General features: G+C 68.2%; 10 protein-coding genes. 5 read left to right on the top strand and 5 right to left on the bottom strand.

Annotation, left to right across the window (positions count from 1 at the left end; all coding sequences use genetic code 11):
- Nucleotides 1-63: 63 nt before the first annotated feature.
- Nucleotides 64-1527: a site-2 protease family protein gene (locus G3I71_RS33330; protein WP_164320529.1), complete on the bottom strand. Its 1464-nt coding sequence runs from the start codon at nucleotides 1525-1527 to the stop codon at nucleotides 64-66.
- Nucleotides 1528-1706: 179 nt separating this feature from the next.
- On the opposite strand from G3I71_RS33330, the gene G3I71_RS33325 reads away from it, so the two are divergent.
- Nucleotides 1707-2585 (top strand): RecB family exonuclease, encoded by an 879-nt coding sequence (locus G3I71_RS33325; RefSeq protein WP_239149493.1) that lies wholly within the window; start codon nucleotides 1707-1709, stop codon nucleotides 2583-2585.
- Nucleotides 2586-2717: 132 nt separating this feature from the next.
- Complete coding sequence (locus tag G3I71_RS33320; RefSeq protein ID WP_164320526.1) at nucleotides 2718-3389, top strand: response regulator transcription factor; 672 nt, start codon at nucleotides 2718-2720, stop codon at nucleotides 3387-3389.
- A 95-nt stretch (nucleotides 3390-3484) separates the two neighbouring features.
- Here G3I71_RS33320 and G3I71_RS33315 read toward each other — a convergent pair whose 3' ends face one another.
- From G3I71_RS33315 to metH, 4 genes are all read right to left on the bottom strand, one after another.
- Nucleotides 3485-5065 (bottom strand): ABC transporter substrate-binding protein, encoded by a 1581-nt coding sequence (locus tag G3I71_RS33315; protein WP_164320524.1) that lies wholly within the window; start codon nucleotides 5063-5065, stop codon nucleotides 3485-3487.
- A gap of 85 nt (nucleotides 5066-5150) precedes the next feature.
- Entirely contained in the window at nucleotides 5151-6755 is a 1605-nt protein-coding gene (locus G3I71_RS33310; protein WP_164320522.1) for an ABC transporter substrate-binding protein, read from the bottom strand.
- A gap of 487 nt (nucleotides 6756-7242) precedes the next feature.
- Nucleotides 7243-7941 carry an HAD family phosphatase gene (locus G3I71_RS33305; RefSeq protein WP_164320520.1) on the bottom strand — a complete coding sequence of 233 codons (699 nt, stop codon included), beginning with the start codon at nucleotides 7939-7941 and terminating at the stop codon, nucleotides 7243-7245.
- 117 nt (nucleotides 7942-8058) lie between these two features.
- Nucleotides 8059-11577, bottom strand: coding sequence for a methionine synthase (gene metH, locus G3I71_RS33300; RefSeq protein WP_164320518.1), 3519 nt, complete (start codon nucleotides 11575-11577; stop codon nucleotides 8059-8061).
- A gap of 308 nt (nucleotides 11578-11885) precedes the next feature.
- Here metH and G3I71_RS33295 point away from each other — a divergent pair, with 308 nt between their 5' ends.
- The 3 genes from G3I71_RS33295 (at nucleotide 11886) to glpK (ending at nucleotide 15381) form a co-directional block, all read left to right on the top strand.
- Nucleotides 11886-12650: an IclR family transcriptional regulator gene (locus G3I71_RS33295; protein WP_164320516.1), complete on the top strand. Its 765-nt coding sequence runs from the start codon at nucleotides 11886-11888 to the stop codon at nucleotides 12648-12650.
- 304 nt (nucleotides 12651-12954) lie between these two features.
- Entirely contained in the window at nucleotides 12955-13740 is a 786-nt protein-coding gene (locus G3I71_RS33290; RefSeq protein WP_164320514.1) for an MIP/aquaporin family protein, read from the top strand.
- Nucleotides 13741-13830: 90 nt separating this feature from the next.
- Complete coding sequence (gene glpK / locus G3I71_RS33285; RefSeq protein ID WP_164320512.1) at nucleotides 13831-15381, top strand: glycerol kinase GlpK; 1551 nt, start codon at nucleotides 13831-13833, stop codon at nucleotides 15379-15381.
- The last annotated feature ends 2 nt before the right edge of the window (nucleotides 15382-15383 follow it).

Raw genomic sequence — 15383 nt, 5'->3', positions numbered from 1 at the left:
GCTGACCATCGGGTTGCGGGTGCGGGACCGGCTTCGGGAGTGACCCTCGCGGAGAGTCGTGCTCTAGTTCGGGCGGGCCATCGCCTTCACGAAGGCGCGCTCCACGTCGGCCGCCGAGAGGACTCCGTAGATCTCGCCGGAATCCTCCACGACCAGGTATTCGGTGGCGGGGGTCGCGCGCAGGGCGTCGAGGAGTTCCTCGCCGGAGAGTTCCGCGGAGACCCGCATGCCGTCGGTGAGGTCCTGGGCCAGGCCGCTGACGGAGACCCAGGGGCGGCGGTGTTCGGGTACGCCGACGATGGCGGCCTCGCGGACGAGGGAGAGGGGTTCTCCTTCGGGGTCGACGACGACGAGGGCGCGGGCCCCGGCGTCGTTGGCGCGGCGCAGGGCCTCGGAGAGAGGGGTGTTGGTCTCGACGGGGACGGCACGGCGGGTGAGGTTGCGGGCGCGCAGCTCCGGGAGGTGTTCGCGCAGGCGGGCCATACGGAGGCTGTTGCCGGCGCCGGTCCAGATGATCGCTGCGAGGATCGCGGCGAGCAGGGCGTCGGTGACGGTGTCCATGCCGACGCTGTCCTCGGCGGTGGAGCCGAGGGCGCCGGACTGGGTGAGCAGCGGGAGTCCGATGAGGACGGAGACGGCGAGGGCTCGGCCGACCCAGGCGGCGGCGATCGTGCCGGTCATGGGTTTGCCGGTGATCTTCCAGACGACGGCGCGGAGCATGCGGCCGCCGTCGAGGGGCAGACCGGGCAGGAGGTTGAAGGCGGCCACGATGAGGTTGGAGATCATGAGGCCGGCCAGCAGGACGCCGGGGACGGTTCCGGGTTCGACGGTCTGGAGGGCGATGTAGAAGACGCCCGCGAGGATCAGGGACAGAAGCGGACCGACGAAGGCGAGGACGAATTCGCGGCCGGGGGTCTCGGACTCCTTCTCGATCTCGGAGACGCCGCCGAAGAACTGGAGCTGGATGCGGCGTACCGGGAGTTTGAAGCGGAGGGCGGCAACGGTGTGGGCGAGTTCGTGGACGAGGACGGAGGCGTAGAAGGCGACCGCGAAGAAGAGGGAGACGAGGTAGCGGACGGCGCCGAGTTCGGGCAGTACGCGGTCCAGCTGGCCGCCGAAGACCCAGGTGATGAGGGCGGCGACGAGGAACCAGCTGGGGGCGACGTAGACGGGTACGCCGAAGGGCCGTCCCATGAGGAGGCCGCCGCCGGGGTCCTTGGGCCTGCGAGGGACACGGGACTTGGCGAGGCGGGGCGTGGCGCCTGTGCGGCCGGGGCTGTCGGCGGCCTCGTCGGTTTCAGTGGCTTCCGCCGGTTCCGGGGTGGCCGGTTCGTCGGTGTCGGTATGCTCGTCGGTCCGTGTGGGTTCCGGCTCCGCGTCGGGTTTCCCGGTCTCCGCGACTCGGGTGCCGGTCGTCGTGGGTTCGGCGTGTGTGGGGTCGGTGGTCGACGCCGTACCGCCGGTGTGGCGGTCGGTCGACTGGTCGTTGCCGGAGCGCGGCTGTCCGCTCCCGCCGCTCTCGTCCACGGTGTCCCCTTGTCGGATACGTCTCCCTTTTCCGCTCCGGGGCGGAAGGGCCTCGGGTCGATGGTATGCGGCCGTCGCGACGTGTTCCGCCCCGGCACCCCCTGTGTTCGCCGGGGTGTTGTGGCCTGGGCGTGGCGGTGGCTGGGTCACTGTCAGTGGCGGGCCGTATGGTCGTCGTCATGGAAATGAGCACCGAGGGCGCCGCCGAGTCCGTCTCGCCGGTCGTGCTGCCCTCCGCGCCGGCGTCGCTGTCGCCCTCGCGGGCCAGTGACTTCATGCAGTGCCCTTTGCTGTACCGGTTCCGGGTGATCGACCGGCTGCCGGAGAAGCCGAGTGAGGCGGCGACGAGAGGCACGCTGGTGCACGCGGTGCTCGAGCGACTGTTCGACGCGCCGGCTGCCGAGCGGACGGCGCCGCAGGCGAAGTCGTTGATCCCGGGTCAGTGGGACCGGCTGAGGGAGTCGCGGCCGGAGGTGGTGGAGCTTTTCGCGGACGATCCGGACGGGGAGCGGCTGGCGCGGTGGCTGGGCGAGGCGGAGCGGCTGGTCGAGCGCTGGTTCGGGCTGGAGGACCCGACGCGGCTCGAGCCTGCCGAGCGTGAGCTGTTCGTCGAGGCGGAGCTGGATTCCGGGCTGAAGCTGCGCGGGATCATCGACCGGGTCGATGTGGCGCCCACGGGCGAGGTGCGGATCGTCGACTACAAGACGGGGAAGGCACCGCGTCCGGAGTATTCGGAGGGCGCGCTGTTCCAGATGAAGTTCTACGCGCTGGTCGTGTGGCGCTTGAAGAATGTGGTGCCGCGGCGGCTTCAGCTGGTGTATCTCGGCAGTGGGGATGTGCTGACGTACGACCCGGTCATGGCCGATCTGGAGCGGGTGGAGCGGAAGCTGCTGGCGTTGTGGGAGGCGATCCGGGAGGCCACGGAGACGGGGGTGTGGCGGCCCCGGCCGACGAAGCTGTGCGGTTGGTGCGATCACCAGGCGGTGTGTCCGGAGTTCGGGGGGACTCCCCCGGTCTATCCGTTGCCCGTGCGTGGGGCTCCACCGGAAGCGCCGTAGTCACCTGCGGGTTGGTGGGGATTGGTCGCTCCCCCACTCGCGGCGGAGCCGCAGATCGATACAGCCTCGCGCCCCTTCGGGGACGCGGTGGCGCACAGGGCAGAATGGGGCTGACGAGCGAAGGAGACTTACGTGGCCATCCGTGTCCTACTGGTCGACGACCAGCCGCTGCTGCGTACCGGGTTCCGGATGATTCTGGAGGCCGAGCAGGACATCGCGGTTGTCGGCGAGGCCGGAGACGGTCTTCAGGCGATCGACCAGGTGCGTGCCCTGCAGCCCGATGTGGTTCTGATGGACATCCGTATGCCGCGGATGGACGGTGTGGAGGCGACTCGGCAGATCACCGGGCCGGGGCGGGACGGGCCCGCGAAGGTGCTGGTGCTGACGACCTTCGACCTCGACGAGTACGTGGTGGAGGCGCTACGGGCGGGTGCCAGCGGCTTCCTCCTGAAGGACGCGCCGGCGAACGAGCTGGTGCAGGCGATCCGGGTGGTGGCCTCGGGCGAGGCGATGCTCGCGCCGAGCATCACGCGTCGCCTGCTGGACAAGTACGCCGGGCATCTGCCGTCGGGTGACGAGCCCGTGCCGGACGCGCTGAACACGTTGACCGAGCGTGAGGTCGAGGTGCTGAAGCTGGTGGCGCGGGGGCTGTCGAACGCGGAGGTCGCCGCTGATCTCTTCGTCAGCGAGACGACGGTCAAGACGCATGTCGGGCATGTGCTGACCAAGCTGGGGCTGCGCGACCGGGTGCAGGCCGCGGTGTACGCGTACGAGAGCGGGCTGGTGCGTCCCGGCGCGCAGTAGCCGGGCGGTGTGTACGTGTTGTACGTGTGCACGCATGAGGGCGCCCCTGCCGTTCCGGAACGGCAGGGGCGCCCTCATGCGTTTTGCGGCCGGCGTCAGCCCTTGTTGATCTCCCAGAAGCGGAAGACGGTCGAGGCGTCGAGGCAGTACTCCAGGCCGTAGACGTTGTCGCGGACGACGGCGTACTGCTTGGCCTGCCAGATGGGGAGGACGGGGACCTCCTTGGCGACGATGTCCTGGAGTTCACCGAAGTCCGCGTCGGTCGCGCCGCGGTCGCTCTGGGCGGCGGTGCCGGGGATCAGGGTGTCGGTGATGGTGCTGTTGGTGAAGTTGTTGCCGAGTACGTTGCCCTGGCCGAAGAAGGGGGCGGTGAAGTTGTCGGCGTCGGGGTAGTCCGGCACCCAGCCCTTCACGTAGACGCCGTACTTGCCGGCCTCGATGTCCTTCTCGTACTGCGCGAAGGGGACGGACTTGACGGTCGCCTCGAACAGGCCGCTGGCGTTGAGCTGCTCGGCGATGGCCTTGAACTCGTCGTCGGTGGCGGGGCCGTAGCGGGACGGGGTCGACCAGAGGGTCAGCTTGACCCTGCTGGTGATGCCGTCGGCCTGGAGCGCCGCCTGAGCCTTGGCCTTGGAGGGGCGGGCGCCGTAGGTGTCGAAGAAGGCGGTGTTGTGACCGGCTATGCCGGCCGGGATGATCGAGTAGAGGGGGGTCGCCGTGTCCTCGTAGACCTGGTTGACAAGGGCTTCGCGGTCGAGGAGATAGGCGATGGCCTTGCGTACGCCGATCTTTCCGGCGACCGGGTCGTTCATGTTGAAGACGAGGTGCTGGACCTCGGCGCTGGTGCCCTCGACGACGTCGATGCCCTCGTTGCCGCTGTCGTTCTCGATGTCGGTTATGTCGCCGGCGTTGAGGCCTCGGTAGGCGATGTCGATGTCCTTGTCGACGATCGCCTGCTTCAGCTCGGTCTGGTCGCCGTGGAAGAACTTGAGGGTGACGCCGGAGTTCTGGACCTCGGCGGTGCCCTTGTAGTTCGGGTTGACGGAGAAGACCGCGCTGTCGTCGCCGAACGAGTCGAGCTTGTAGGGGCCGGAGCCGACGGCTTCGCCGTCCTTGCGCAGGCCGTCCTCGTCGTACTGCCGGTGGTCGACGATCGAGCCCGCGCCGGAGGCGATCTTGCTGGGGAAGGTGGCGTCGGGCACCTTGAGGTTGAAGACGACGGTCTTCTCGTTCGGGGTGTCCACCGAGCCGAGCATCGGGAACATGATCGCGGGGCCGGCATCGTCGTTGATCTTCAGCATGCGGTCGAAGGAGAACTTCACGTCCTCCGAGGTGAGCGCGTCACCGTTGCTGAACTTCAGGCCGTCACGCAGGGTGCACTTGTAGACCTTGGTCTGCGCGTCGCTGAAGGCGCACTGTTCGGCCGCCTCGGGCTGGGGTTCGGTGCCCCCGTTGGGGAAGCTCAGCAACGACTGGAAGACGTTGTTGAACAACAGCCAGGAGCCGGGGTCGTAGCCGGAGGCGGGGTCGGTCGCCAGGACGTCGTCGGACATCCCCATGACCACGGTGGAGCCGCCGGACCCCAGATCGCCGTTCTCCGAGCCGCAGCCGGTCAGCAGGCCGGAGGCCAGCCCCGCCACGATGGGCAGGACCGGCCACTGGTTGCGCAGGTTCACGTGGAAGTGCCTTGTCGTCTGGTCTTGGATACCCGGGGCCGTCCCAGCCCCGGGTCGGGATGTGTGCGTCGGACCGGTGTGCGGGTCAGTTGGTCACACCGCGGCCGAGCTCCCAGAGCTGGAGCGTGGACGAGGAGTTGAGGGCCCACTCGGCGCCGGTGATGCCGTCGCGTGCGGCAATGTACTGGTTGCCCTGCCACAGCGGCAGCACGGGTACGTCGTCGGCAACGATGTCCTGGATGTCCGTGAGGCTCGTGGAGGCCGTCAGGCGGTCGGCCTCGCGACGGGACTCGGGGATCAGGCTGTCGCGGATCCTGGCGTTGGCGTACGGCAGGTTGAGGAAGTTGTCCTTGTCGAGGAACGGCGCGAGGTAGTTGTCGGCGTCGGGGAAGTCGGGGAACCAGCCCATCCCGTAGACGTCGTAGTCGCCTTCCTTCTCGGCCGGGCGGAAGGTGGCCCAGGGGGCGCCCTTGATGGTGACCTTGAACAGTCCGCTGGCGTTGAGCTGCTTCTGCAGTTCCTCGAACTCCTGCTTGGTGGCCGAGCCGTAGTGGTCGGTCGTGTAGTGCAGGGTCAGTTTCACCGGGGTGGTGATGCCGGCGCTCTCCATCAGGGTTTTGGCCTTGATGTCGTTCGGCTCGCCGTACTTGTTGAAGAAGGAGTTCGAGTGGCCGGTGATGGTGGCCGGGACCAGCGAGTAGAGCGGCTGGGCCTCGTCGCCGTACACCTTGGAGACGAGTTCGGGGCGGTTGATGATCTGGGCCATCGCCTGGCGGACCGCTTTCACCTTCACCGTCGGAGCGTCGGTGTTGAAGGCGAGGTAGCGGATTTCGAGGCCGGGCATCTGAACGAGGTCGATGTCGCCGGCCGAGTCCTCGTCGAGCTTCCTGATCTGCTCGGGGGACATCGTGCGGGTCATCAGGTCGATGTCGCCCTTGGAGAGCGCGGTGCCCATGGCCGCGGCGTCCTCGAAGGAACGCATTTCGACCTTGTCGTTCTTGGGGGTCAACTGCCCCTTGTAATACGAGTTCTTGGTGAAGACGGCCTTGACGAGTTCGTCGTTCTTGACCTCGGCGTGGAGCGTGTACGGGCCGGAGCCGTCGACGTCGAAACCGTCCCGCAGCTTGTCCTTGTCGTAGTCGTCCGGGTTGATGATGCCCGCGACCGGGGTGGACAGCTTGAACGGGAAGGTGGCGTCGGCGGTCTTGAGGTGGAAGATGACCTCGCGGTCGCCCTTGGTCTCGACGGTGTCGATCGTGGACAGCAGGGCGAACACACCGCTGTCGGCCTGGATCCGCAGGGCCCGGTCGATGGAGAACTTCACGTCGGACGCCTTGACGGCCTCGCCGGTGGAGAATTTGAGGTCCTTGCGCAGGGTGCAGACGTAGCGCTCGTTGCCGCTGTCCGTGAACCCGCACTTCTCGGCGGCCTCGGGCACCGGTTCGCCGTCGCCGCGCGGCTGGACCATGAGGGTCTGCACGGTCTGGCGCAGGATGTTCCAGGTGCCGACGTCGTAGGCGTAGGCCGGGTCGATCGGCGCCGGGGCCTCCTTCGAGGCGGTGAACCGGTCCGTGGTGCCGACGACGATCGCGTCGCCGCTGCTGCTCCCGCCGTCCACTCCGCCGCAGGCGGCCAGCACCGGAGCGAGCAGGCCGACCACTGTCGGCAGCACCAAAGTCTTGCGGTTCATGCTCGGGGTTCTCCAGGCTGTCGATCCCAGGGACCCGGCGGGCGTGGGGTGGTGCTCGCGGGTGAGGGATTGTGGCGATGTTCTCCCAACGAGATTAGTCCGGACCGCGGAGGGGCCCGCATGCAGCCGGAGTTGGGGGCTCATCACGCTGCGGAACCGGGTGTGGACGCACCGAAAAAACCGACAGTGGAAGGATTCCGCGCAGGTTCTCCCCAAACGGGACACAAGGGCGCACCGAGAGCTCTCGAACGAGGTGCATGTACACGGCACTTGTCGTTTGTCGAGCCCCTGTCGGGTGGCGAACCTCACACACCCGGAGCTGAGAGTGCTTACGTGAATTCGCCACCGACGAGATCAGAAGAGGGCCTTAATTCTCATTTGATGACCTGCCCGTTCATCCGCGCGTTATCCCGCATTCGATCGGGCACACTCGGTAAACGCGTCATCGCATTTCCGTGATCAGTCCGCTGCCATCAGTCATTCGCCGTCAGTCGTTCCTCATCAGCCCGTGCAGAAAGGGCAGGTCGACTTCTTCCAGCGAGGTCACGATCGTGCGGCGCGCGCCGGGGGCGATGGGCGCGACCGACGGCACGGCCACGACGTGGCAGCCGGCGGCCTCCGCAGCCGCGACCCCGGTGGCCGTGTCCTCGACGACGGCGCATCTCGCCGGGTCGGCGCCGAGTCGCGCGGCGGCGATCAGATAGGGGTCGGGGTAGGGCTTCGTACGCTCCACCTCGTCGCCCGCGATGCTCAGGGCGAAGTGGTGCGGGCCCAGGGAGGCCAGAACCCGGTCGATGATCCGGCGGTGCGAGGCGGAGACGAGGGCCGTCGGGATCTCGTGCGCGGAGAGTTCGGCGAGGAGGCGGGCGGCGCCCGGCATCAGGGGCAGGGCGCGGCCGATACGGTCCTCGAACCCGTCGTTGAGCAGTTCCGAGAGTTCGGCGAAGGTGATGTCGGCGCCGGTGGCCTCGATGAGGAAACCGGCGCTGCGGGTCATGGGGCCGCCGACCACGACGTGCCGCCAGGAGTCGTCGAGGGTGTGACCGAGGCCGGCGAAGATCTCGACCTCGACGTCCCACCAGAACCCCTCGGTGTCCACCAGGGTGCCGTCCATATCGAGGAGTACGGCCTGCAGTGCTGAGCCTTCGGCCGAACGGGTTCCGAGCGCGGGGACCGTGCTGGTCATCCTGGCGCACCTCCTTGAGGGACGATCAGGCCGGTTGCCCCTGAGTGCACAGAGGGCAACCGGCCTGCGGTGGACCGTCAAGTGTACGTCTTGTCCGATCAGCGTGCGCTGGAAGACTCAGCGGGCGTTGAAGTACTTCGCCTCGGGGTGGTGGATGACGATGGCGTCGGTGGACTGTTCGGGGTGGAGCTGGAACTCCTCGGAGAGGTGGACGCCGATGCGCTCGGGCTTGAGCAGGTCGGCGATCTTGGCGCGGTCCTCCAGGTCGGGGCAGGCGCCGTAGCCGAGGGAGAAGCGGGCACCCCGGTACTTGAGGGCGAACATGTCCTCGACGTCGGCGGGGTCCTCGCCGGCGAAGCCCAGTTCGGAGCGGACGCGTGCGTGCCAGTACTCGGCGAGGGCCTCGGCCAACTGGACGGACAGTCCGTGCAGTTCGAGGTAGTCGCGGTAGGAGTTCGCCTCGAAGAGCTTGGCGGTCTCCTCGCCGATCCGGTTGCCCATGGTGACGATCTGGAGGCCGACGACGTCCGTCTCGCCGGACTCCTCCGGGCGGAAGAAGTCGGCCAGACACAGTCGGCGGCCACGGCGCTGGCGCGGGAACGTGAAGCGCGTACGTTCGTTGCCCTGGTCGTCGAGGATGATCAGGTCGTCGTCCTTGGAGACGCACGGGAAGTAGCCGTAGACGACGGCCGCCTCCAGCAGGCTGTCCGTCTGGAGCTTGTCCAGGAGGCCGCGCAGCCTGGGGCGGCCCTCGGTCTCGGCCAGCTCCTCATAGGTCGGGCCGTCGCCGGTGCGGGCCTGCTTGAGGCCCCACTGGCCCTTGAAGAGGGCGCCCTCGTCGAGCCAGCTCGCGTACTCCTTGAGCTGGATGCCCTTGATGACGCGGGTGCCCCGGAAGGGCGGGGTGGGGACGGGGTTGTCGATGGCGACGTCGGAGCGGACGTGGCCTTCCTCGGGGCGTTCCTCGACCTGTACGGCGGCGGCGCTCGGGCGGACGCGGCGCTGCTTGAGTTCGGGCAGCTTGGCGCCGGGGACACCGCGCTTGACGCCGATCAGGGCGTCCATCAGGCGCAGGCCCTCGAAGGCGTCGCGGGCGTAGCGGACCTCGCCCTCGTAGATCTCGTGCAGGTCCTGCTCGACGTAGGCACGGGTGAGGGCCGCGCCGCCGAGGATCACCGGGTAGTCGGCGGCCAGCTTGCGCTGGTTGAGCTCCTGGAGGTTCTCCTTCATGATCACCGTGGACTTGACCAGGAGTCCGGACATGCCGATGACGTCGGCCTTGTGCTCCTGCGCGGCTTCGAGGATCGCGGAGACCGGCTGCTTGATGCCGATGTTGACGACGTTGTAGCCGTTGTTGGTGAGGATGATGTCGACAAGGTTCTTGCCGATGTCATGGACGTCGCCGCGGACTGTGGCGAGCACGATGGTGCCCTTGCCGTCGTCGTCCGTCTTCTCCATGTGTGGTTCGAGGTAGGCGACCGCCGTCTTCATCACCTCGGCGGACTGCAGGACGAACGGGAGCTGCATCTGGCCGGAGCCGAAGAGCTCGCCGACGACCTTCATACCCTCCAGGAGGGTGTCGTTGACGATGTCGAGGGCCGGGCGGGTCGTCAGGGCCTCGTCGAGGTCGGTCTCCAGGCCGTTCTTCTCGCCGTCGATGATGCGGCGCTGCAGTCGCTCGTCCAGCGGGAGGGCGAGGAGTTCCTCGGCGCGGCCGTCCTTCATCGACTTGGTGTTGACGCCCTCGAAGAGGGCCATCAGCTTCTGCAGCGGGTCGTAGCCCTCGGTCCGCCGGTCGTGGATCAGGTCGAGGGCGGTGGTCACCTCCTCCTCACTGAAGCGCGCGATGGGGAGGATCTTCGACGCGTGCACGATCGCCGAGTCGAGGCCGGCCTTGACGCACTCGTCGAGGAAGACCGAGTTGAGCAGGATGCGGGCGGCCGGGTTCAGGCCGAAGGAGATGTTGGACAGGCCGAGGGTGGTCTGGACGTCCGGGCGGCGGCGCTTGAGCTCGCGGATCGACTCGATCGTGGCGATGCCGTCCTTGCGGGACTCCTCCTGGCCGGTGCAGATGGTGAAGGTGAGGGTGTCGATGAGGATGTCCGACTCGTGGATCCCCCAGTTCGTCGTCAGGTCCTCGATCAGGCGCTCGGCGATGGCGACCTTGTGCTCGACGGTACGGGCCTGGCCCTCCTCGTCGATGGTGAGCGCGATGAGCGCGGCGCCGTGCTCCTGGGCCAGCCTGGTGACCTTGGCGAAGCGGGACTCCGGTCCGTCGCCGTCCTCGTAGTTCACCGAGTTGATGACGGCCCGGCCGCCGAGCTTCTCCAGGCCCGCCCGCAGGACGGGAACCTCGGTGGAGTCCAGGACGATCGGCAGCGTGGAGGCGGTGGCGAAGCGGCCCGCGAGCTCCTCCATGTCGGCGACGCCGTCGCGGCCGACGTAGTCCACGCAGAGGTCGAGCATGTGCGCGCCCTCGCGGATCTGGTCGCGGACCATCTCGACGCAGTCGTCCCAGCGGGCATCGAGCATGGCCTCGCGGAACTTCTTGGAACCGTTGGCGTTGGTGCGCTCGCCGATCGCCATGTAGGCGGTGTCCTGGCGGAACGGGACCATCTGGTAGAGCGAGGCGGCGCCCGCCTCGGGCTGGGGCCTCCGCTCGGTGACGGCCGTGCCGCGGACCCGCTCCACGACCTTGCGCAGGTGTTCGGGGGTCGTGCCGCAACAGCCGCCGACCAGCGAGAGGCCGTACTCGCGGACGAAGTTCTCCTGGGCGTCGGCGAGCTCCGGGGCGCTGAGCGGGTAGTACGCGCCGTCCTTGGTCAGGACGGGCAGACCGGCGTTGGGCATGCAGGAGAGCGGGATGCGGGCGCTGCGCGCGAGGTAGCGCAGGTGCTCGCTCATCTCGGCGGGGCCCGTGGCGCAGTTCAGGCCGATCATGTCGATGCCCAGCGGTTCCAGCGCGGTCAGTGCCGCGCCGATCTCCGAGCCGAGCAGCATGGTGCCGGTGGTCTCGACGGTGACGGAGCAGATCAGCGGGACGGTGAGGCCCACCGCCTCCATGGCGCGGCGGGCGCCGATGATGGAGGACTTGGTCTGCAGGAGGTCCTGGGTGGTCTCGACGATCAGCGCGTCGGCGCCGCCGGAGAGCAGGCCCTCGGCGTTGATCTGGTAGGCGTCCCGGATCTTCGCGTAGGTGATGTGGCCGAGCGTGGGCAGCTTGGTGCCGGGGCCCATGGAGCCCAGGACCCAGCGCTGCTCGCCGGTGGAGGCGGTGAACTCGTCGGCGACCTCGCGGGCGATGCGGGCGCCGGCCTCCGACAGCTCGAAGTTGCGCTCGGCGATGTCGTACTCGGCGAGCGCGGCGAAGTTCGCGCCGAAGGTGTTCGTCTCGACGCAGTCCACGCCCACCGAGAAGTACGCCTCGTGGACGGAGCGGACGATGTCGGGGCGGGTGATGTTCAGGATCTCGTTGCAGCCTTCGAGGTTCTCGAAGTCCTCGAGCGTCGGGTCCTGCGCCTGCAGCATGGTGCCCATCGCACCGTCGGCCACCACCACTCGGGTGGCGAGTGCGTCCCGGAGGGCGGACGCACGGATCCTGTTGTCGGCGGAAGGGGCGGACGGCGAGGCGGCCATGTAAGGGCTCCCTGGAGTGCGACGGCTGTCGGCTTTGCGTCTTCTTTGGGGAAGGCGCACGCGGCCAGGGTAGCCCGGTGCGGGGCCGTATGGTCAGGGCGTCCACGGGACGGACGTACGTGGCGTGCGTTGCGTGGCTGAAAGCCACCTGGTGTATGCAGTGGGTCCACACGGATGTACGCGGGATGTAACAGGTGTCGACGAGCCATTGGCGGGTGGTCGACATGGACCGGTAGTGTTCGACATTGCCGAACGGTGGCAGCGAACGCCGGGGGCCGGCGGTCGAAGGGGACGGAGGCAGGACGGCGATGGCACGGAACATCCAGTCGCTCGAACGGGCGGCGGCGATGCTGCGGCTCCTCGCGGGCGGCGAGCGTCGGCTCGGCCTCTCGGACATCGCCTCGTCCCTCGGCCTCGCCAAGGGCACCGCCCACGGCATCCTGCGCACCCTCCAGCACGAGGGCTTCGTCGAGCAGGAGGCCGCGTCCGGGCGCTATCAGCTGGGCGCCGAACTGCTGCGCCTGGGGACCACCTATCTGGACGTCCACGAACTGCGCGCGCGTGCCCTGGTGTGGACCGACGACCTGGCCCGCTCCAGCGGCGAGAGCGTCCACCTGGGCGTCCTGCACCAGCGGGGCGTGCTGATCGTGCACCACGTCTTCCGCCCCGACGACAGCCGACAGGTCCTGGAGGTCGGGGCCATGCAGCCCCTGCACTCCACAGCTCTGGGCAAGGTCCTGTCGGCCTACGACCCGGTCGCGCACAGCGAGGTCCTGGAGGCCGAGCGCAAGCCGTTCACCGACCGGACGATCAGCGACCTGGAGGGTTTCGAGGGCGTCCTGGACCTCACCCGCGCGCGCGGGTACGCGGCCGACGTCGAGGAGACCTGGGAGGGCGTCGCGTCCATCGCCGCCCCCATCCACGACCGGCGGCGGATGCCGGTCGGCGCGGTGGGCGTCACCGGCGCCGTGGAACGGCTCTGCCGTGAGGGCGAGCTGCGCCCGGAGCTGATCGCGGCGGTGCGGGACTGCGCCCGCGCGGTGTCACGGGACCTGGGCGCGGGACGGTTCTGAGCCCCCGTACGAAATCTGAACCTTCACACGAAAGCGGCCGGGACATCTTGGATGTTCCGGTCTTTTCGTGTGCGGGGCGTGTACGGGCGGACGCGGGTTGCGACCGGCCCAAGATCGATAGCTCACAGCAATCAATAACGATCGTGTTTTCGATAACAGAGCTCTTGACGTGCCTGTAACACCACGGCAAGACTCCCGTCCATCGGTCGACATTGTCGAACACCGACCGGCAATAGGCGTTAGAGTGTGACAACGCCAAGGGCCGGCAGCTCTTCCCCTGGAACGAAGGACAAAGGAGTCGCGGGTGTCCAGCTCCGACATCTTCATCGGCGAGACCATCGGTACCGCCATACTCATCCTGCTCGGCGGCGGCGTCTGTGCCGCCGTCACGCTGAAGGCCTCCAAGGCTCGCAACGCCGGCTGGCTCGCCATCACCTTCGGGTGGGGTTTCGCCGTACTGACGGCCGTATACACCTCGGCGCCGCTCTCCGGCGCCCATCTCAACCCGGCCGTGACCCTCGCGCTCGCGCTCAAGAAGAACGGCATCGAGTGGAGTGACGTCCCGATCTACTGGGGCGGCCAGCTGCTCGGCGCCATGATCGGTGCGTCCTTGGTCTGGGTCGCCTACTACGGTCAGTTCCTCGCTCACCTGACCGACGAGGAGATCGTCGGTGCTCCGGCCACGAAGGCCGTCGAGGCGCAGGAGAAGGGGGCGGGTCCGGTTCTGGGAATCTTCTCCACCGGCCCCGAGATCCGCGTCGTCTGGCAGAACATCGCCACCGAGGTCATCGGCACGATCGTGCTGGTGCTCGCCGTCCTCACGCAGGGCCTCAACGACAGCGGCAAGGGCCTGGGCGTCCTGGGTGCCCTGATCACCTCCCTCGTCGTCGTCTCCATCGGTCTGTCCCTCGGTGGGCCGACCGGCTACGCGATCAACCCGGCCCGTGACCTCGGTCCGCGCATCGTGCACGCACTCCTGCCCCTGCCCAACAAGGGCGGCTCCGACTGGTCCTACGCCTGGATCCCGGTGGTCGGTCCGCTGATCGGCGGCGCCATCGCTGCGGGCATCTACAACGTCGCTTTTGCTTAGAGCAGCCAGTACAACGAGTACTGGCAGCGCAGCCTTGAGCAGCAACGCCGTAAGCCAGTCCCCTACCCACGGACCTCTCAGGAGCACACAGTGACCGACGACGCGCACACCGCCGGCCCGTTCATCGCGGCCATCGACCAGGGCACCACCTCCAGCCGCTGCATCGTCTTCGACCGGGACGGCCGCATCGTCTCCGTCGACCAGAAGGAGCACGAGCAGATCTTCCCGAAGCCGGGCTGGGTGGAGCACGACGCCACCGAGATCTGGACGAACGTCGAGGAGGTCGTCGCCGGAGCCATCTCCAAGGCCGGCATCACCCGCGACGACATCAAGGCCATCGGCATCACCAACCAGCGCGAGACGACGCTGCTGTGGGACAAGAACACCGGCGTGCCCGTCCACAACGCCATCGTCTGGCAGGACACCCGTACCGACACGCTCTGCAAGGAGCTGGGTCGCAATGTCGGGCAGGATCGTTTCCGCCGTGAGACCGGCCTGCCGCTGGCCTCGTACTTCGCCGGCCCCAAGGCCCGCTGGCTGCTCGACAACGTCGAGGGCCTGCGCGAGCGTGCCGATGCCGGGGACATCCTCTTCGGCACCATGGACAGCTGGGTCATCTGGAACCTGACGGGCGGTGTCAACGGCGGCAAGCACTACACGGACGTCACCAACGCCTCCCGCACCATGCTGATGAACCTGCACACGCTGGAGTGGGACCCGAAGATCGCCGAGTCGATCGGCGTCCCGCTGTCGATGCTCCCGGAGATCCGCTCCTCCGCCGAGGTCTACGGCGAGGTCACCGGCGGCAAGCTGGGCGACCTGCTCGGCGGCATCCCGGTCGCCTCCGCGCTCGGCGACCAGCAGGCGGCCCTGTTCGGCCAGACCTGTTTCGCCGAGGGCGAGGCCAAGTCGACGTACGGCACCGGCACGTTCATGCTGATGAACACCGGCGACAAGATCATCAACTCGTACAGCGGCCTGCTGACCACGGTCGGCTACCGCATCGGCGACCAGGCCCCGGTCTACGCCCTCGAGGGCTCGATCGCGGTCACCGGTTCGCTGGTGCAGTGGATGCGCGACCAGATGGGCCTGATCTCCACCGCCGCCGAGATCGAGACGCTCGCGTCGTCGGTCGAGGACAACGGCGGCGCCTACTTCGTGCCGGCCTTCTCCGGTCTGTTCGCCCCGTACTGGCGCTCCGACGCCCGCGGTGTGATCACCGGCCTGACCCGGTACGTCACCAAGGCGCACCTCGCGCGCGCCGTGCTGGAGGCGACCGCCTGGCAGACCCGTGAGATCACGGACGCCATGACCAAGGACTCGGGCGTCGAGCTCGCGGCCCTCAAGGTCGACGGCGGCATGACCTCCAACAACCTGCTGATGCAGACCCTCTCGGACTTCCTGGACGCCCCCGTGGTGCGCCCGATGGTCGCCGAGACGACCTGCCTCGGTGCCGCCTACGCCGCCGGTCTGGCCGTCGGCTTCTGGACCAACACCGACGACCTGCGCGCCAACTGGCGCCGGGCCGCCGAGTGGACCCCCAACATGGACGCGGAGAAGCGCGACCGTGAGTACAAGAGCTGGCTCAAGGCCGTCGAGCGGTCCATGGGCTGGCTCGAAGACAGCTCTGTCGAGGAGTAAGA

Origin of the sequence: Streptomyces sp. SID12501 (genome assembly GCF_010550245.1) — a bacterium.
Taxonomy (GTDB): Bacteria; Actinomycetota; Actinomycetes; order Streptomycetales; family Streptomycetaceae; genus Streptomyces.
This window is presented reverse-complemented; position numbering and strand designations above follow the sequence as displayed.